The following is a 17,868-nucleotide window of genomic DNA, read 5'->3' on the forward strand; positions in this document are numbered from 1 at the left end:
GCAGCCCGGAGTTTACTGAAGCGGCTCCGGACGCGACAGCACCCAGCCGGCGCACGCCAGCATGCCCAGCCCCACGCCCAAGGCCAGCCACCAGGCGGGATGGGCGCCCCAGGCAAAGCCCGCGTAGCCCAGCGCCATGCCGGCCACCGCGTAGCGCTTGCCCTTGCGGCTGATCGCGCCTTGTTCACGCCATAGCCTGAGCGTGGCGCCGAAGCGCGGATGCGTCAGCAGCCAGCGTTCCAGCCGCGGCGAGGACCGCGCAAAGCATGCCGCCGCCAGAATCAGGAAGATGGTCGTCGGCATGACGGGCAACAGGGCGCCGATCACGCCCAGCGCCACCATCAGGAATCCCAGCAGCATCCACGCGGCGCGCACCGGCCCGCTACGGCTGACGCGCTGCGGGCGCGCACCGCAACCCGCCCAGGCGCGGCTCACGCGAATTCCTGCTCGACATAGCCACGCACTGTCCCGAATGCAGCCTGGGCGCCCGTTACGACGAGCTGCTCCTGTTCCGGCGTCAGCGGCACCGCGTCCAGGGCCGCCGCGAACCCGCGCCAATGCCGGGCCACGCCTTCGGCGTGTCCGTCCAGATGGCGCGCGCCAAAATCCCGGTCCAGACCCAGCCGGCTACCGGCCAGCTTGTAAAGAACGGCCGCGCCCAAGGTCGAGCCTTCGGACACGTACAACCATCCCAGCGCATGCGGCAGGGGCGTGGCGGCGCCGGTGACTGATGGCGCGGACGGCGCGGCGGCGCCCAGGTCCGCCAGGTCCTGTGCGACCCGATCCAGGCGGCGCCGCTCGCTCAGATCGGGCAGCAACGCCGCCAGGTCGGCCCGCGCATAAAGCGCGTCGACATCGCGCATGAACCGGTACTGCACGCGCAAGAAACCTGCATACCGCTCGCGGCTGTCGAATATGCCGGCGTCCATGATGCGGCGGTCCAAGGTATCGTGCGTGGACGTCGTGAGCGCCTTCAGGCGCCGGGCCCGGTCGGCAAGGGTGGGGGATGCTTGTGTCATGGCTGGCTCCTCGGGTTAGAACCTGGTCTGCAGCCCCACGCGCAGCGTGCGGCCGGGCGCGGGCATGAAGCTCATGGCCAGCGGATCCAGGTAGTAGCGGTCGGTCAGGTTCTGCAGCGAGACATTCACAACGGTGTGCTCGCGCAGCTTGTAGTTCAGGAACAGGTCGAACAGCGTGACCTGGTGGTAGACCAGTTGCGGCGTGGTTGCTCCCGTCTGCCAGGGTTGATCGGCCTTGGCCGTGGGGCCCGAGGTGTAGGTCATGCGGCCGCCCACGGTCAGCGTTTCATTGAAAAAGCGCAGGCCGGTCGTCAGGTTCACCGCCAGTCTCGGCGGGTTCTGCGTGTTCGTATAGGAACCCATGAAGCTGCCGGGCGTGCAGTTCGGCGTGCTTTCGGTTTTCTGGTATTCGTTGGCACCCGCCCGCAAGCGCGCGGCGAACGCCGCATCGCAAGTCTCGGTCTTCAGGTAGTAGGTGGCCGACAGATCCGCGAACACCCGCCCCGCGTCGTAGTGCGATTGCAGCTCCAGGCCGCTGGTCTTGTAGCTGTCGGCGTTGCTGAACCGCATCAAGCCATCCATGCCCGGCGTGGGATCGTAGTAGCGGGTGATGTAGTTCTTGATGTTGTTGTTGAAGTACGCCAGCTTGAGGGCCGCGGAATCGCCCTCCGCCAGCACATTGCCGCGCAGTGTGCTGGCGCCTACCTCCCAGCTGTTCGAGCGTTCGGGCTTCAGCGCCTGGCCGGGCTCGGTCTGCAGGACGCCCCGGCTGGTCTCGAACAAGGACGGCAGGCGCAGGCCCTGCGTGTAGGAAGCATAGACGAAGGTATCCGGCACCAGCTCGAAATTGAAGCCCGCCGATGGCGCGAAGCCGCCGCCGCTACTGCGCTGCTTGCCGGAATAGCCGAAGCCCGTGACCACCTGCGAGATTTTCGACGGGTGTACTCGGGTCGCGGTCGCGCCGAATTCGTCGAACCGCACGCCTTCATAGGGATTGTTGGTGTTGCCGAACACGATCCCGTTATTGAGCCGGGGATCCGTGGCGTCGGTGTACCGCCCGTTCTGGTCCGGGAACCACATCATGTTGCCCCAGCCTCCCGGCTTGGACACGGACACGTAGCGCAGCTCACGCTCCTCGCGCCGCGCGCTCGCGTAAACGCCATTGTCCTTGTTGGTGTAGTGGCTGTAGCGGCCGCCGCCCCACAGGGTCAGCTTGTCGGTCGGCTTGTAGTCCAACTGCCCGCTGAAGCTGAACTCCTGCCTGGAGGCATCGCGCAGCATACGGTTGGAGTTGATATCGTGCTGCGTGGTGACCACGCCTTTCTGCGGACGGATGTCTTCGATCTGGAATGATCCGCCCAAAGCCAGCTTGAAGTCGCCCACGCCGGTCTGGAACCGCGAGGTATTGCCCAGGTCGCCGCCTATGCGGCGGTCGGCCAGCCGGGTCCAATTGCGGTCCGGACGGTACGCCTGCGAAGCCGGCGCAAGCACCGAGGTCAGCTGGCTGGTCTTGGCATCTGTCATCCACAGGTTAGCCGTCAGGTCGACCAGCGGATTACCCACCGGTTGGAAGTCGTAGCGCGCCGTGTAGGTGTCGATCTTGGTATCGCTCAAGGGGTACTGATAGATGCCCGCGGTCCCCGTGCGAAAAATGTCGGACGGCATGATCTCGCCCATGCGTCCGTCGAAGCTGCGATAGCCCAGCTTCAGCGTATGGCCGTCGGCCGGGCGTATCGTCGCCTTCAGCAGGATCGACTCGGTGTCGGCCGAGGAATTCAGTACTTCTTCCCCCGCGTTGTACACGGTGGCGACACTTTTCTGCTCGCGGCCATACTTGTCGTAGACGCGATAGCGGTCCTGCCCTCTCTTGCCGCTGAAGTAATTGCCCTGGTTGCGGCGCGCATAGGCGGCAACCAGATCCAGCTTGTCATTCGTGTACCCCAACGCGATGCTGCCGGACTCCGCCCGCGACCCGAACAGACTGCCGCGGCTATCGTGCGGCAGGGACACCAGGCTCCCCTTGCGGGCGTTCGGATCGCGATAGGCGGGCGCGACGCCGTTGTTCCACGCGTCGCCCGTCAGGCGCACGCCGAACGTATTGCCATCCACCAGGATGTCCTGGATCCCGATGGTCCGCATCTCCACCGAACCGCCTATGGCGCCGGACGTGATCGAGGGGCCCTTGTTGATCGTGACGCTGCTGATGAGGTCTGCATCGATGTAGCTGCGTTGCTGCGTACCCGCATAGCCCCGGTACACGTCCAGCGCCTGTTCCGAACCGTCCACCCGCACCGCCACGCGGCTTTGCCCCTGGATGCCCCGGATGTTCACGTCCAGCCCGCCGCCGTTGCGGCTGTCTCCCACCTGCACGCCGGGCACGCCTTTCAAAAGGTCGCCCGCCGAGACGCGCCCGAAGCGGTCGATGTCTTCGCTCGACAGGTACACGGAAGAGCGCGGCGCGAGGTAGACCTCTTTCTCGGGCAGCGCGTCGGCGGTGATCAGCACGGAAGGCAAGGCGAATGCGCCAGCGGACGCCCCCTGCGCAGGCGCCAGCGCGTAGCTGCCGTCCTGCCGCGGCACTAGCCGCAACTGCGTGCCCGCCAGCAGCGATTGCAAGGCGCTGCGCACCGTGTAGCGCCCCGCCAAGGCAGGCGCCGTCAAGCCGCGCGTCAACGCCGGGTCGAACGACAAGAGCAGTCCCGACTGGCTGGCGAAACTGCCCAGCGCCGCGCCCAGCGATCCAGCGGCAATGTCGTAATTGCGCGGCGTGGGATCGTCCAACCTCGCGGCGGCGCTTGCCGGCGCGGCGGGAGCGGCTGCCTGCGCTTTCTGCACGGGAGCGGCGACGGTAGCAGCAGGCAGGCCGATCAGTGCGCAACGCAGCGCAAACGCAGCCGGGCGCAAGCGCCATGGGGATTGAGGTCCGGGGGAAGAACGGCGTACTCGATGCATGCTTTTCCTAACTCGTGGGGTCTGGGTCCCGCGCCTGGCGCGAGTTCTCAGACCCCTTGCCGCACGAGATCGGAAAAGGGATATGTTTTTTGCGGAATTATTTTTCGCGCGTAGCCGACCGCGCGGATCGCCGCCATCGAAATTGTCTGATCCAGCCATGGAAACAGGGCTTGCGCTGTTGATTGCTGACTTCACATCGCCCCCTGAATATTGCGAAGCGCCAAAACCTGAATGATAATTGTTTTTATTCAATTGCCAATACTGCATTCGGTCAGGTCCCTTCCTGGCGCTGCCTGAATCGCCCGTCCCCGTGATGACCACCCCAAGTCCATCGTTCGCCGCCCCACAGCGCGACAGCATCGCCGCCCTATACATCGAGAACCACGCCTGGCTTCGCAACTGGCTGGCCTACCGGCTGCACTCCTGGGGCGCGGGCATGGCGGACGACCTTGCTCACGACACCTTCGTCCGCATCCTGGCCAGCCGCAGCGACGCGCGGCGCGAGTCCATCCAGCAGCCGCGCGCCTACCTCACCACCGTGGCCAAGGGCGTGTTGTTCAGCTGGATGCGCCGCCAGACGCTGGAGCGCGCGTGGCTGGACGCGTTGGCCGCGCTGCCCGAGCCGCAACACCCCTCGCCCGAACAGCAGGGCATCATCCTGGAAACCCTGCACGAGATCGACGCCATGCTCGACACGCTCAAGCCCCGCATCAAACAGGCTTTCCTGATGGCGACGCTGGATGGCATGAAGCAGCAGGAGATCGCGCGGGCGCTGAAGGTGGCCGTACCCACCGTCAAGGGCTACATCCACAAAGCCTATCTGGCGTGCCTGAGCCTGATCCCCGATGAATGATGCCGCCCTCGCTCCGCACATCCTCGAGGAAGCCGCCACTTGGCTGCTGCTGATGCAGGACGCGCCGCTCGCGCCCGCCCAGCAGGCCGAATTCGAACGCTGGCGCGGCAGCAGCAGCGATCATCAGCGCGCCTGGAAGCGCGCCGAACGGCTCCTTGCCCGCATGGGCGCCCTGCCGCCCGTCCTGGCGAAACCCACGCTGCAGCGCCGCGCGCACGCGGGCAGGCGCGCCATGCTGCGCAGCCTGGTCGTCCTGCTGGCGGCGGCGCCCATGGGCTGGCTGGCGTGGCGGCATCAAGCCTGGCGCGAATGGTTGGCGGCCGACTACGTCACGGCGGTGGGCGAACGCCTGGACATCAAGCTGGAGGACGGCGCGCAGATCGCACTGAACACCGACACCGCGCTGGACATACGCTACGACGAGCGGCAACGGCTGCTACGCCTGCGCCGGGGTGAAATCCATATCGCCACCGCGACAGACGCACAGCGTCCGCCGCGCCCCTTCCTGGTGCAGAGCGATCATGGCCTGATGCTGGCGCTGGGAACGCGCTTCACCGTGCGCCAGTTCACGGACTACACGCTCCTGACTGTGTACCAAGGCGCCGTGCAGATTCACCTGGACGGCGCCGGCGCCAGACCCGGCGCCAACATCATCGAATCCGGCCATCAGGTCCGGTTCGACCGCGACAGTCTGGGCGCAATCGAAGCAGCGAACGCCAACGCCCTGGCCTGGCGCAAGGGGCTGCTGGTGGCGGACGACATGCCCGTGCGGCAATGGGCGGAAGAACTGATGCGCTACGGCGGCGAGCGCATCGAATGCGATACGTCTCTGCGCCCCCTGCGGGTCTCTGGCGCCTTCCCCATCAACGACCTGCCACTGGCCGTCGGCATGCTGGCCCAGACCTACGGCCTGCGCACGCGCCGCGATGGACCCCGCATAAACATCAGCCGCTAGGTATTGATTTTTCTCAACGACCTGCCACAATGAAATCACGCATTACCGTATTACCTCTTGGCCGACAATCCGTTCCTGGTCCCTGACCGCCTCCGCGCCTTCCAACGCGCGCTCAAAGGAGCCCACGATGCCGCCGATACTCCTCCCCTCCGTTCGCGTAGCGAGCCGGTCCTTCCCCCGCACCAGGTAGTAGTCCATACGCCGAGTTTCGGCCACCCCGGCATTTCGCCGAGTGGACTGACGCGCCTGCGTCACGGCTGCAAGCCGGCATCGGCTCGCGCACTCGAACACGGCCACCGACGGCTTGCGGTTAATTTTCGCCGTCGGATGCCGTAAATGAAGTGAAGACAGACATAGCTATCCCCTCCGTTCCCAGTCGCAAGGAGTTGCTGTCATGTCCAAGCTCCAATATCGCCTTTCCCTGCTTTTGCTGTCCGCCTCCAGCATCCTCCCCGCTGCCCACGCCGCGGATGGAACCATCCACTTCCAGGGAGCCATCGTCGAGGCGGCTTCGTGCATGCCGCAGGTTCAATCCCGAAAAGTAGCGGTCCGCCTGGAATGCGATGCCGAACGCGCCCGCGCCGCCGGCAAGCCTGCCCGCGACCGCGTAAGCGCCAGCCGCGTGCAGGTCGACGTGCAGCCCGTGTCCCTCAAGGCGTCGCGGCCCGGGCAGAAAGATGCCCAGGGCTACATCGTCACGCTCGCCTACCTGTAGTCGTCAGTGCCTGCAATCTGGCGGCCACACGCGCCGCCGGATTGCCTGCGCTTCGCCCTTGCCATAAAATGCGAAACAATCTTATTTGCATTTAGGCTGCTACCGTCAGCCCAGGGGAGAAGCCCATGGAGGCTGACAACTGCGATCCGCGCCAGCAAGTCGGCACGCTGTACCGCGACCATCACGCGTGGTTGCAGCATTGGCTGCGCCGCCGGCTGGGCAATGTGGGCGACGCCGCAAACCTGGCGCATGACACCTTCGCGCGCATCCTCGATTCGCGCCTGCCCGCGGTGCTGCATGAACCTCGCGCCTATCTGACCACGGTGGCCCGCGGCATCCTGGTCAACTGGTATCAGCGCCGCGCGCTGGAGCAGGCCTATCTGGAGGCATTGGCGCAACTGCCCGAGGACCAAGCGCCCTCGCCGGAACGCCAGTTGATCGTCCTGCAGACCCTGTACGAAATCGACGCCATGCTGGACGCCTTGCCGACGCCGGTGCGGCGCGCTTTCCTGCTGTCGCAGATAGAAGGACTGACGTACGAAGCGATCGCCGACAGGATCGGGGTATCGCTCATCACCGTGAAGCGCTATATGGCGCGCGCCTTCCGCCTATGCCTGGCGTGCATGGAGTGAATCGCCGATGAGCGCCGTGGACGACTCCATCCTCGATCAGGCCGCCGAATGGCTGGTCGTCATGCACGCCGGCGCCGTATCGGCCGACGACCGCCGCGCCTGGCTGGACTGGCGTGCACGCAGTGCCGCGCATGAACAAGCCTGGCTGCGCGCCGAGCGGCTGCTGGGCACGCTAGGCGACCTGCCCCCCGCGCTGGCCATGCCGGCGCTGGACCGTCCCGGCTCCCGCCGCGCGGCCCTGGCCAAGCTGGCCGCCCTGCTGGCGGTGGCGCCCGCCGCCTGGGGCGCCTGGCGTTGGTCGGAAGCCGAGGGCTGGACCGCCGACTATCGCAGCGCCACCGGCGAACGCCGCGAGATCCGCCTCGATGACGGCACGCGCCTGACGCTGGACACCGCCTCCGCGGTCGACGTGCGCTATGACGCCAACCAGCGCATCGTCCTGCTGCGCGCCGGGGATATCTACATCGAGACAGCCGCCGATCCACGCCCCTTCGAGGTCCACACGCGCGATGGCAGACTGCGGGCGCTGGGCACCCGGTTCACGGTGCAGCTGCAGCAGGGCGGGACGCGTCTTGCGGTGCAGGAAGGCGCGGTACGCATCGCCACCGGACACGACACGCTGGTTCTGAACGCCGGCCAGCAGACCGCCTTCTCGGCGCGCGGCATCGACGCCGCAGCCCAGCTGGAGCCGGGCGCGATCGCCTGGACGCACGGCATGCTCCTGGCCGACGGCATGCCGCTGGGCCTGCTGGTGGCCGAACTGGCGCGCTACCGCAAGGGCGTGACGCGGTGCGATCCAGCCGTCGCCGCCTTGCGCGTGTCTGGCACCTTCCCGCTAGCAGACACCGACCGTTCACTGGCCATGCTGGCCGCCACCTATCCGGTGGCAATCGCCTCGCGGCTGGGCGGCTACTGGATCACGGTAGGTCCGGCCTGAGACCGACGGGACGCAGAACGCGTCCCGCCGCTTGGCGCTTCACCACTTGTACGACACGTTGGCAATCACGCTGCGCCCTGCACCCAGCAAGCAGGCATTGTTCAGGAAGCAGCCCGCCACGTAGTACTTGTCCGTCAGGTTCCTCACATTGACCGACGCGCTCAAGCCCCTCAAGGACGGATAGGCGCGGCCGAAGTCGTAGCCCACCATGGCGTCCACCAGCGTGTAGGCCGGCACCTTGAAGGTGTTCTGCGCGTCGCCATAGCTGGAACCCGTATAGCGCACCCCTGCCCCCAACGTCAGGCCTTCGAGCGCACCGCTGGACAAGGTGTAGTCGGTCCACAAGGACAACAGATGCCTGGGCACGCGCACCGGGGCCTTGCCCTTGTTGCTCAGGCCCGCGAAATTGGGATTGTCCTTGGTCACTTCCACGTCGTTGTAGGTGTAGGAGGCGATCACGTTCAGCCCGCGCACCGGACGCAGCACGCCCTCCAGTTCGATGCCGCGCGACGTCACCTCCCCTTCCTGCACGCTGAACGAGGTGTTCTGCGGATTGGTCGTCAGCACATTCTGGCGCCGCAGATCGAACGCCGCCAGCGTCACATAGCTGTCCGAGCCCGGCGCCTGGTACTTCACGCCCACCTCGTACTGCTTGGCCTTCTCGGGCTTGAACTGGGCGCCGTTGATGTCCGTGCCCGTCAGCGGCGAGAACGACTCGCTGTAGCTCACATAGGGAAAGAAGCCGCTCTCGAAGGCATAGCCCAAGCCGGCGCGGCCCGTGAAGTCCTCCGCCGCCGTATCGGTGCGCACGTCCCGCAGCACATTGGTGGTGCGCTGGTTGACCCAGTCATAGCGGCCGGCCAGCGTGGCCACCCACTGGTCCAGCTTAACCTGGTCCTGCAGGTATACGCCCAACTGGCGGCTGCTCTCGTCCGTGCTGAGCAGCGAGGTGTAGCGCGAGGTGTAGCGCGAGGTGTCGATGCTGACCCGCACCGGGTGATAGATATTGATCGGCGGCGCATTGCCCGTCTGCGTATCCGCGGTGCGCTTGCTGTACTGATAATCCAGCCCGATCAGCAAGGTATGGTCCAGCGCGCCCGTCGCAAACTTTCCCACCAGCCGGTTGTCCACCGAGTACGTGTCGCTGTCGTAGTCGCGCAGCTGGTAGTAGCGCGCAATGTCCGTGCCATTGATCACGCCGCTGTTGCGGAACAGCTGATCCTCGTAGCCCTTGAAATGACCATAGCGGAAATTCTGCTGGAAGGTCCACGTATCGGAAAACGCGTGGCTGAGCTCATAGCCGATATTGGTGAGTTCGCCCTGCTCCTTGTCGAAGCCCGGCTGGTTCAGCGAGCGATGCCGCGGCACCCGGCCATTGGGGTTGGAGCCGTCCAGCAACGAATAAGGCAGGTTGCTGGTGAACAGGTTGCGGTTGCGCTGGTAAGAAGCCAGCAGCGTCACCGAGGTGCGCGCGCTGGGCGCCCAGGTCAGGCTGGGCGCCACATATATGCGGTCGTCCGGCACGCCGTCGATACTGCTCTCGGCGTTGCGACCCAGGGCGACCAGCCGGTAAGCCAGCGTGCCCGGCTCATCGATCACGTCGCCGATGTCCATCGAACCCTGGACCCGGTCATGGCTGCCCGTGGACAGTCCGACTTCCCGATGCGATTCGAACAAGGGGCGCTTCGACACGAAATTGATGATGCCGCCCGGCGAGCCCTGCCCGTACATCACCGACGAGGGTCCCTTCAGCACCTCGATACGATCCATGCCATAAGGCTCCGGCGCGAAATACCCGGTATTGCTGTTGCGCAAGCCGTCCGTATAGGCGTTGGTCGAAATCTGCTGGAAGCCGCGCATCATCAGCGTATTGTCGGTGGGGTTGTCCCCCGCCACGTTGGCATAGACGCCCGCCGTGTAGCTCAGCGCGTCGCTCACCGTCTGCACGCCCTGCACCGCCATGCGCTCCTGCGTCACCACGGAAATCGACTGCGTCGTCTCCATCAAGGGCGTCGCCGTCTTGGTCGCGGAAGTCGCATTGCCGACCAGATACGGATTCGCGCCCGAGTAACCCGCCGCGCCCGTCACCGTGATCGCCGGCAGCGTCGCCGCGTCCGACACCGCCTTGCGCAGCGTGTAGCTGCCATCGGCCCGCACCACCATCTCCAGGCCGCTGCCTGCCAGCAGGCGCCGCGCCGCCTCGGCCCGGCTCAACTCGCCCGACACGCCCGGGCTTTGCAGGCCGTCCGTCCAGGACGGCTCGAACGCCAGCGAAATCCCCGACGCCAGCGCGAAGCTTGCAATGGTCTTGCCCAGCGGACCGGGCGGAATGTCATAAACCTGGCGCGCCTGTACAGCGGCGGCTGCGGGAGCGCCCTGCCCGTGGACCGCGCCCGCGGTCAAGGTGCCGGCCAGCACAGCCATGGAAATCGCGCGGCGGCGCCTGATGGAGGGGGAACGCATGCAAATAGCCTCTCGAACTGGGGTGGATAGTTGCTATGCCAGTTGAGAAAGCAAAAGGTATCAGGGGGCAGGAAAATATTTTTTAGATGCGCTGGAGACACCCCTGCTACCGGCGTCACCCAGGCGTCAAGCCGCGTTCAGCGCCTTGGCCAGCACCGTAAAAATCCGCTCGTCCGTGGACTGCGCAACATTGAACCGCAGGAAATCCCCGGCAGCCAGCGACTGGCTGAACGCGTTCCCCGGCGCCACCACCACGCCGTCCTTCAGGCACCGGCGGGCGACGGTCGCCGCATCCTTGCCCTCGGGCAGGCGGCACCACAGAAACATGCCCGCCCTAGGCATCAGCCAGGGCATGATGCCCAGCTTCCGCAGCTTGGCGGCGGTCTGCTCCATCTGCTGCGCCAGACGCAGCCGGGTCGCCTCCATGTGCTTGCGGTAGCCGCTGCCCGTCAGCGTCCTGAAGATGATGTCGGCCGCCAGCCGGCTGCTGCCAAAGGTCGTGGCGACTTTCAGGTCGGTCAGGCTTTCCACCCAGTCGGACCGCAGCGCGATGTATCCGCAGCGCACCGACGCCGACACCGTCTTCGAAAAGCTGCCGATGTGTATGACCCTGGACAGCCCGTCGAACGCCGCCAGGCGTGGCGCGGGCGTGTGCTCGAAATCCGCGAAGATGTCGTCCTCGACGATTACCAGCTCGGAATCGTCCGCCAGCTTCAACAGACGATGCGCAACCAAGGGCGACAAGGTTGCCCCCGTCGGATTATGAATGCCCGAGTTCGTGATGTAGAGACGCGGGGAATGCTCGCGCAGCGCCACTTCAAACGCCCGGACGTCCGGACCGTTCGGCGTATAGGGCACCCCCACCGCCTTGACGCGATGCGCCTTCAACAGCGCATGGAAATTGAAATAGCAAGGATCGTCCACCAGCACCGTGTCTCCCGGTTCCAGCAGAAAGCGCAGGATCAGGTCGATCGACTGGGTTCCGGAATCGGTCAGCATGATCTGCTCCGGCCCGGCCTCTATCCCCATGCCCGCCATCCGCCGCGCCAGCAGTTGCCTCAAGGGCGCGTGGCCCAAGGGCGTCCCATACTCGGTCAGTTCCGCGGCTTCGGCCCGCGCCATGCCGCGCATGGCGCGCCGCAGCCCTTCCTCGTACATCCAGCTGACCGGCAGCCACCCGCAGCCCGGCCGCAGGCTGTCCGCATCGGCCGCCAGCGACTGGCGCGATACCCAGAGCGGATCGACTTCCCGGTCCAGCTTCGGCCCCATCTCGGTCAGCGCCAACGGCGCCACGGGCCCGGCCACATAGAACCCCGATCCGGGACGCGACAGCAACACACCCTCGGCCGCCAGCCGCTCGTAGGCTTCCACCACCGTGGACACCGACACATCCAGCGCCTTGGCCTGCACTCTCACTGAGGGCAGGCGCGCGCCAGGCAAAGCCGTGCGCGCCGCAATCCGCCCCTGGATCTCGCCCATGACCTGCTTGATGAGAGTACCGTCGCGCGCCATGAAATTCTCCACCGTACTGGCTTTCAATACATAACAGTTTCTAAAAATTGTACTGGATTGTGCGTGGACTCGTCGCAGTCGCCATGCTGTACTGACGCCCGGTATCAAGGAGCTTCAGATGGACAAGGCCACCAGCGGCTGGGTAAACGGTTTTATCGGTGTAGTGATCTTCGCGGGCTCCCTGCCCGCCACCCGGGTCGCCGTGGCGGACCTGGATCCCATCTTCCTGACTTGCGCGCGGGCCGCCATCGCCGGTCTGCTTGGTCTGGCGCTCCTGATGCTGCTGCGCCAACCCCGGCCCTCTCTGTCCGACACCCCCTCCCTGGCGCTGACCGCATTGGGCGTGGTCGTCGGCTTCCCCCTGCTGACGGCCCTGGCTCTGCAGCACGTCACCTCGGCTCATTCCATCGTCTTCCTGGGCCTGCTGCCGCTCAGCACCGCCATCTTCGCGGTGATACGCGGCGGCGAACGCCCGCGCCCGCCGTTCTGGATGTTCTCCATCGTCGGCGCCGCCTGTGTTGCAGGCTATGCCGCCTGGGGCGGCCTGGAGGCCTCGCCCACGGGCGATCTGCTCATGCTCGCCGCCATCATCGTCTGCGGCCTGGGCTACGCCGAAGGCGCCAAGCTATCCCGCAAGCTGGGCGGCTGGCAGGTCATCAGCTGGGCGCTGGCGCTGTCCCTGCCCGTCATGCTGCCCATCGCGCTGCTGACCATGCCCGCTTCGTTCGAACACGTCAGCACGCCCGCGTGGATAGGCTTCGCCTATGTGTCGCTGTTCAGCATGCTTGTCGGATTCGTATTCTGGTATCGCGGACTGGCGCAGGGCGGAATTGCAGCCGTGGGACAGCTGCAACTGTTCCAACCGTTCATGGGCCTGGGCTTGGCGGCGCTGCTACTGCATGAGAATGTCAGCTGGACGATGTTGATCGTGACGCTGGCGGCGGTGGTTTGCGTGGCGGGTGCAAAGCGGTACGCGTAGGGCTGGCGGATAAGTGTGAAGCTGACGCCATATCCCTGACTGACCCATGGTTAGTGACGAGGCGCTTGGCGTTGCTCAGCGTATGCTTTAAGTGATTGCATGGTTTGAGGAAGCCCCTCCCGAATCTGCTTGGCAACACGTGGCCCGAAAATAACAGCAAGGGCGCCAGAGAACCATACGCGGTGAGCGACTTCCGAGCCGCCATCCACCGGCGAAACGGTGTGCTCAAAGTGCATGCGGAACAGAGGGATGTAGCCCTCTACAGTGAACGATCGGCCCTCGGATCGCTCTGTGACAACCATGGGCACGCCCATGCCCTTGCGGGGAACTATCCGGCCCCTTGTTCCAACTACGAATGGCCCGTTCAATTGGGCTTGCTTGGTGTCCGGGTCCCAAAGGTGCCATCGGTCGACTTCGCTCCAAATATGGTCGATGACCATGGGAGGCACTGCGATTTGGATACGTTCTTCGATATGCATGAACGGGCTGATTCCTCGGCAGGATAACGGTGTCAGACTACAATTTCGCAGCATCTGGGCAGGCAAATTGTAGCCGGGCACCTATTTCCTACACACGGACGGGTCATAGCTCCACGTGCTCAATGCGGTTTCGCCCGTTGTTCTTGGCCGCGTACAGTTGCTGATCTACGGCCTTGACGAAACCAGCACGGTCTGTCTTCCCGTCTGGCACCACCGTGCCTGCTCCGATGCTGACGGTAACGCGCCTGCCATGCGGTGACAGCGCGTGCACGATAGCCTTCTTCTGGAGCAACCGCTGGCAACGGTCAGCAACCTTCCGCGCAACTTCGGCATCGGCTTCGGGCAGCAGCACGACAAACTCTTCCCCGCCGTATCGCGCAACCAGATCGCGCGGGCCGTCCAGCGCAAGGTTCAAGGTCTGCGCGATATCCACCAGGCACTGGTCGCCCTGGGTGTGGCCATACAAATCGTTGTACTGCTTGAAAAAGTCAACGTCGAGCAACAATACGGACAGGGGTTTTCGTTCGCTGTCCGCGCGCGCCCATTCCAGTTCGAAACCACTGTCGAAGCGACGCCGGTTGGCAATATTCGTCAAGCCGTCCTTGAAGGACAGCGCCTCCAACTCCTTTTGCAAGGTCAGCAGCTTTTCCTCGGTCTTCTTGCGTTCGGTGATGTCGAACATGAAGCCAATCAGCGCTTGAACTTCGCCTCTGTCATCGCGCATGACGTGCACGACGTCGCGGATCCACACATAGCCATTGTCCTTGGTCAAGGCCCGGTAGTCTGCCTCATGGTCGACGCCGGCCTGGGATTGGCTGACGCAAAAATTCACCACGGAATCGCGGTCGTCCGGGTGCATGCGCATGGCCCAGTCCTCCACGCTCACCCAGCTGTCAACCGTCCAGCCCAGCAACGCCTCGATCTGCGGACCGATATAGGCGAACTTCTTCGTGGCCCAATCGATCTTCCAGGGAATCGCCTTGGTCGATTCCAGTAAGGTCCTGTACACCGCGTTGTCATCAAGAAGCGTGCTTTCGTCGGACATACTCAATCCACCCTTGATCCACATGAACCAGCCACTTTAGCCTGAACCCGTCAGCGACTCTAGACGATGCTGATATGACTCCGGCTGCGGTGGTTTATGTGGTGGGAGCCAAGGGATGCGCCGAATGACAAGGCCGCACTCGACGCGCCCCTATCGAAACCCATCAAGGCGCCAGCACCTCGATGATCCGGTGCCCGATATACGCCGCATGCGTCTCAAGCGCAAAGTGCCCGGTATCCAGCAACTCAACCTGCGCGTCCGGATTGTCCCGCTTGTACGCCTCGGCCCCAGGCGGAATGAAGAATGGATCGTTGCGGCCCCAGATGGCCAGCGTCGGGATTTTCGCCGCGCGGAAGAAGGCCTGGAAATCCGGATACCGCTTCAGGTTATTGGCATAGTCCAGAAATAGATCGAGCTGGATGTCCTTGTTGCCCGGCCGCTCAAGCAGGGCGGCATCGAGCGTGTAGCTTTCCGGCGCCACGTCGTCCGGATTGGCGACGCCATGCACGTATTGCCATTTGGTCCCCTCGAAGTTCAGCACGGCATCCGCGATGACCTGCCGGTTGGCCGCGGTCGGCTCCGCCCAGTAGGCACGGACTGGCGCCCAGGCATCGCCCAGGCCTTCGAGATAAGCGTTGCCATTCTGTGAGACCAGGCCGGTCACCCGCTCTGGGTGGGCAAGCGCCAGGCGCAGCCCGACGGGCGCGCCATAGTCGAAGACGAACATCGCATAGCGCTTCAGGCCCAGCGCATCGACGAAAGCGCCGAGCGATACGGCCAGGTCGTCGAACGTGTACCGGTACCGGCGCTCCTCGGGAACTTCCGTGAAGCCAAAGCCGGGCAGATCCGGGGCAATCACGTGAAAGCGCGTGGCCAGAAGCGGGATCAGGTTGCGGAATTGATGAGAGGAACTGGGGAACCCATGCAGAAGCAGCAGCACGGGCGCATTGGGATCGCCTGCTGCACGATAGAAAAAATTCAGGCCATCGGCTTGCACGCGACGCGTTTGGATCTGGCTTTCAGGGGTGTTGGACATGATGATCTCCGGGATCAAGGGCTGAATCAATGGCCGAATTCCTACAGGCAGTACGGGCCATTCTTTCTCGTTTTAAGTAACCTGTCAAATTAATATTTGCCGGTTACTAAAATAGATGAAAGATATCCCAGGAAAAGCCCAAGCAAAAAAAATCCGGCCAAGCGGCCGGATGGGTGAGCAAGCAAGCGCTCACGAAGCCGCGTCCTGGGCTTCCCTTTGGCGAAAGGCCGCCACCTTGTGGCGATTGCCGCAAAGCGACATGCTGCACCACCTGCGCCGGTGGGATCGCGTGCGATCGTAGAACCAGAGGGAACAGAGCGGGCTTTCGCATTTGCGCACCAGCTCGAAGTCCCCGTGCGCGAGCAAGTCCGCGGCGGCCTCCGCCGCGGGAAGCAGCCATTGTTCGGGGGTGGCCGCGTCATAGCGGCGTGCCAGGCTCGGTGCGCCCGCCACAACGGTAAGCTCGAGATGACTGCCGCCGGCCGCGAGCGCCTGGTTGAGCGCACTTAGCTTGAGCGGCAACCCTGCCTTTCGTTGGGCGACCAAAGCGCGCACGGTCTCGCGCAATGTTCGCGCGGAATCGAGCAGGCCCTTGGGCGCCTTGCGCTGGGCCGGCGCAAGGCCTGCGGCGTCCAGCCACGCTCGCACATCGTCGTCCGATTGCAGCCGGTCGCGAGGGCCATCGTCGGATTGCTCGATGGTGTTGATCAGATCCAGCGCCACGTCATCGCCGAGCAGGCGGAAGTCGGGCTTGAGCGTAGTGGTAGTCATGAGATTCTCCACCCACAATGTAACCACTTAATTTTCATCTATCAAGTTACGAAGAGGCTACTCCGGGACAACTATGCTGTGCAGCTTGTTGGCAAACTACAATTCCGCTCGACAGTTTTCACTGCGACGCCATTTCTCCGATCCGTCCCAAGCCTCGCGCCGACCATTCCGCATAAGTGAAATAGCATGCAAATCGCCATTGCCTCCGACCACGCCGGATTCGAACTCAAGGAAATACTGAAGAAGGCCTTCGAGAATGTAGAGTGGCTAGACCTCGGAACCCACAGCGCAGACTCGGTTGACTACCCCGCTTTTGGTTTTGCAATGGGACAAGCCATCACGGACGGCCGAGTCCAAAAAGGCGTCGTGATTTGCGGCTCGGGCATAGGCATTTCGATTGCCGTCAATCGTTTCCCTGCCGCAAGAGCCGCCTTGTGCACAAACGCCACCATGGCTCGCTTGAGCCGCCAACACAACGACGCGAACGTATTGGCGCTTGGAAGCAGAATCATAGGAATCGAGGTCGCGCGCGAATGTGTCAGCGCTTTCCTGGACACTCCCTTTGACGGATCGCGCCATCAGCGTCGAATCGACATGTTGAGCGCAGCAAGCTGACCTCCCAACGGCCTGTCGGCAAGCCACATGTCCTTCGTCCCGTTTTCCGTCCCTCTCCCCGCCCGCGCCCAGACCTGGCGCTTCATGCACAGCCGCCAGCGCTCGCAATTCGCAGGCGTGGATGAACGCATTGTGTTTTACGACGCCCCGCCGGACGAAGCCACCCTGGCCAAGATCGAAGACGCGCATCTATGGGCGCCTCATGGCGACCCGCTGCACGAGTTGCCCGAACTCATCGCCCGGCTGCCGTCGCTGGTCCATCTGTCCGTCGGTCCCGGCGCCGTCCCAGGCAGCGTTCTTACCGGATTGCGGGCAGACATGCTCCCAGACAGCCTGCGCCATCTTTCCATCCATCCCGAACCCGGCACGTATACCTGGCAGGCTGGCCCGCTGCCCAGGCTGGAAGCGCTGACGGTGGGCGCCACACTGCGGTTCGATCCGGAAGACTTCCCGGCGTTGATGTCGCTGTCCATGGCCCCAGACCGGCGCGGCGCGCTGCTGGACCGCGTCTTGAGCCTGCCGCTCCAGGAGCTGAATCTGTGGAACGTGCCGTTCGATTCGTCGGTGTTCGATCGCATCGCGGGGCTGCCGCTTTTAGCGTTAGGGCTGCTGGCGGGTCGCGGATTGAAGACCCTGTCCGGTATCGAGCAACTCGCCGGATTGCGCTCCTTGCGGTTGAAGAACCAGGGTGCGCTGGAGACGATAGGTCCGATTGCCGCACTTGCAGGCTTGGAGCGGCTGGATATTCAGTACTGCAAGCGGATTGCGGACATCGGCGTGCTGGACGGGCTGACCCGCTTGCAGGAGCTGACGCTGGTCGGCTGCGGCGATGTGGGCTTGGGCGAGTTGGCGCAAACCCTGAATGCGCGCTTGCGGCGCGCCAACATCGCGGCGACGCGATAGCC

General features: G+C 64.4%; 17 protein-coding genes. 8 read left to right on the forward strand and 9 right to left on the reverse strand.

Annotation, left to right across the window (positions count from 1 at the left end; translation table 11 throughout):
* Positions 1–12: 12 nt before the first annotated feature.
* The 3 genes from AC6LKD_RS07815 to AC6LKD_RS07825 all read right to left on the reverse strand — a co-directional run bounded on the left by AC6LKD_RS07815 (position 13) and on the right by AC6LKD_RS07825 (position 3,971).
* On the reverse strand, positions 13–360 hold the full coding sequence (locus AC6LKD_RS07815) for a YbaN family protein (protein WP_013392049.1): 348 nt from the start codon (positions 358–360) through the stop codon (positions 13–15).
* 71 nt (positions 361–431) lie between these two features.
* Positions 432–1,019 carry a biliverdin-producing heme oxygenase gene (locus AC6LKD_RS07820; protein WP_013392048.1) on the reverse strand — a complete coding sequence of 196 codons (588 nt, stop codon included), beginning with the start codon at positions 1,017–1,019 and terminating at the stop codon, positions 432–434.
* A gap of 15 nt (positions 1,020–1,034) precedes the next feature.
* Complete coding sequence (locus AC6LKD_RS07825; protein WP_498115733.1) at positions 1,035–3,971, reverse strand: TonB-dependent receptor; 2,937 nt, start codon at positions 3,969–3,971, stop codon at positions 1,035–1,037.
* 313 nt (positions 3,972–4,284) lie between these two features.
* On the opposite strand from AC6LKD_RS07825, the gene AC6LKD_RS07830 reads away from it, so the two are divergent.
* From AC6LKD_RS07830 to AC6LKD_RS07850, 5 genes are all read left to right on the forward strand, one after another.
* On the forward strand, positions 4,285–4,824 hold the full coding sequence (locus AC6LKD_RS07830) for a sigma-70 family RNA polymerase sigma factor (RefSeq protein WP_498115734.1): 540 nt from the start codon (positions 4,285–4,287) through the stop codon (positions 4,822–4,824).
* The gene (locus tag AC6LKD_RS07835; protein WP_498115736.1) at positions 4,817–5,779 is read left to right on the forward strand and encodes a FecR domain-containing protein; all 963 of its coding nucleotides are present in this window, start codon (positions 4,817–4,819) and stop codon (positions 5,777–5,779) included. The genes AC6LKD_RS07830 and AC6LKD_RS07835 overlap by 8 nt, the downstream gene beginning before the upstream one ends.
* A gap of 394 nt (positions 5,780–6,173) precedes the next feature.
* Positions 6,174–6,494 (forward strand): hypothetical protein, encoded by a 321-nt coding sequence (locus tag AC6LKD_RS07840; RefSeq protein WP_498115737.1) that lies wholly within the window; start codon positions 6,174–6,176, stop codon positions 6,492–6,494.
* A 125-nt stretch (positions 6,495–6,619) separates the two neighbouring features.
* The gene (locus tag AC6LKD_RS07845) at positions 6,620–7,126 is read left to right on the forward strand and encodes a sigma-70 family RNA polymerase sigma factor (protein WP_498115739.1); all 507 of its coding nucleotides are present in this window, start codon (positions 6,620–6,622) and stop codon (positions 7,124–7,126) included.
* A gap of 7 nt (positions 7,127–7,133) precedes the next feature.
* Entirely contained in the window at positions 7,134–8,063 is a 930-nt protein-coding gene (locus AC6LKD_RS07850) for a FecR domain-containing protein (protein ID WP_498115741.1), read from the forward strand.
* A 39-nt stretch (positions 8,064–8,102) separates the two neighbouring features.
* On the opposite strand, the gene AC6LKD_RS07855 is transcribed toward AC6LKD_RS07850, so the two are convergent.
* The gene (locus AC6LKD_RS07855; RefSeq protein ID WP_498115742.1) at positions 8,103–10,526 is read right to left on the reverse strand and encodes a TonB-dependent siderophore receptor; all 2,424 of its coding nucleotides are present in this window, start codon (positions 10,524–10,526) and stop codon (positions 8,103–8,105) included.
* 126 nt (positions 10,527–10,652) lie between these two features.
* Positions 10,653–12,038, reverse strand: coding sequence for an aminotransferase-like domain-containing protein (locus AC6LKD_RS07860; protein ID WP_498115744.1), 1,386 nt, complete (start codon positions 12,036–12,038; stop codon positions 10,653–10,655).
* Between the two features lie 118 nt (positions 12,039–12,156).
* On the opposite strand from AC6LKD_RS07860, the gene AC6LKD_RS07865 reads away from it, so the two are divergent.
* Entirely contained in the window at positions 12,157–13,017 is an 861-nt protein-coding gene (locus AC6LKD_RS07865; protein ID WP_498115745.1) for a DMT family transporter, read from the forward strand.
* 50 nt (positions 13,018–13,067) lie between these two features.
* On the opposite strand, the gene AC6LKD_RS07870 is transcribed toward AC6LKD_RS07865, so the two are convergent.
* The 4 genes from AC6LKD_RS07870 to AC6LKD_RS07885 form a co-directional block, all read right to left on the reverse strand.
* A complete protein-coding gene (locus AC6LKD_RS07870; RefSeq protein WP_013392038.1) occupies positions 13,068–13,496 on the reverse strand; it encodes an SRPBCC family protein in 429 nt (142 codons plus the stop codon).
* Between the two features lie 103 nt (positions 13,497–13,599).
* Positions 13,600–14,541 (reverse strand): diguanylate cyclase domain-containing protein, encoded by a 942-nt coding sequence (locus AC6LKD_RS07875; RefSeq protein WP_498115747.1) that lies wholly within the window; start codon positions 14,539–14,541, stop codon positions 13,600–13,602.
* Positions 14,542–14,704: 163 nt separating this feature from the next.
* Entirely contained in the window at positions 14,705–15,577 is an 873-nt protein-coding gene (locus tag AC6LKD_RS07880) for an alpha/beta fold hydrolase (RefSeq protein ID WP_498115748.1), read from the reverse strand.
* A 189-nt stretch (positions 15,578–15,766) separates the two neighbouring features.
* Positions 15,767–16,348, reverse strand: coding sequence for a CGNR zinc finger domain-containing protein (locus tag AC6LKD_RS07885; RefSeq protein WP_498115749.1), 582 nt, complete (start codon positions 16,346–16,348; stop codon positions 15,767–15,769).
* Between the two features lie 186 nt (positions 16,349–16,534).
* Here AC6LKD_RS07885 and rpiB point away from each other — a divergent pair, with 186 nt between their 5' ends.
* Together rpiB and AC6LKD_RS07895 are read left to right on the forward strand one after the other, a co-directional pair.
* Positions 16,535–16,963, forward strand: a complete 429-nt coding sequence (gene rpiB, locus AC6LKD_RS07890) for a ribose 5-phosphate isomerase B (RefSeq protein ID WP_013392034.1) — start codon at positions 16,535–16,537, stop codon at positions 16,961–16,963.
* A gap of 27 nt (positions 16,964–16,990) precedes the next feature.
* Positions 16,991–17,866 carry a leucine-rich repeat domain-containing protein gene (locus AC6LKD_RS07895; RefSeq protein WP_498115750.1) on the forward strand — a complete coding sequence of 292 codons (876 nt, stop codon included), beginning with the start codon at positions 16,991–16,993 and terminating at the stop codon, positions 17,864–17,866.
* The last annotated feature ends 2 nt before the right edge of the window (positions 17,867–17,868 follow it).

It is taken from the genome of Achromobacter sp. D7-1 (genome assembly GCF_059760445.1).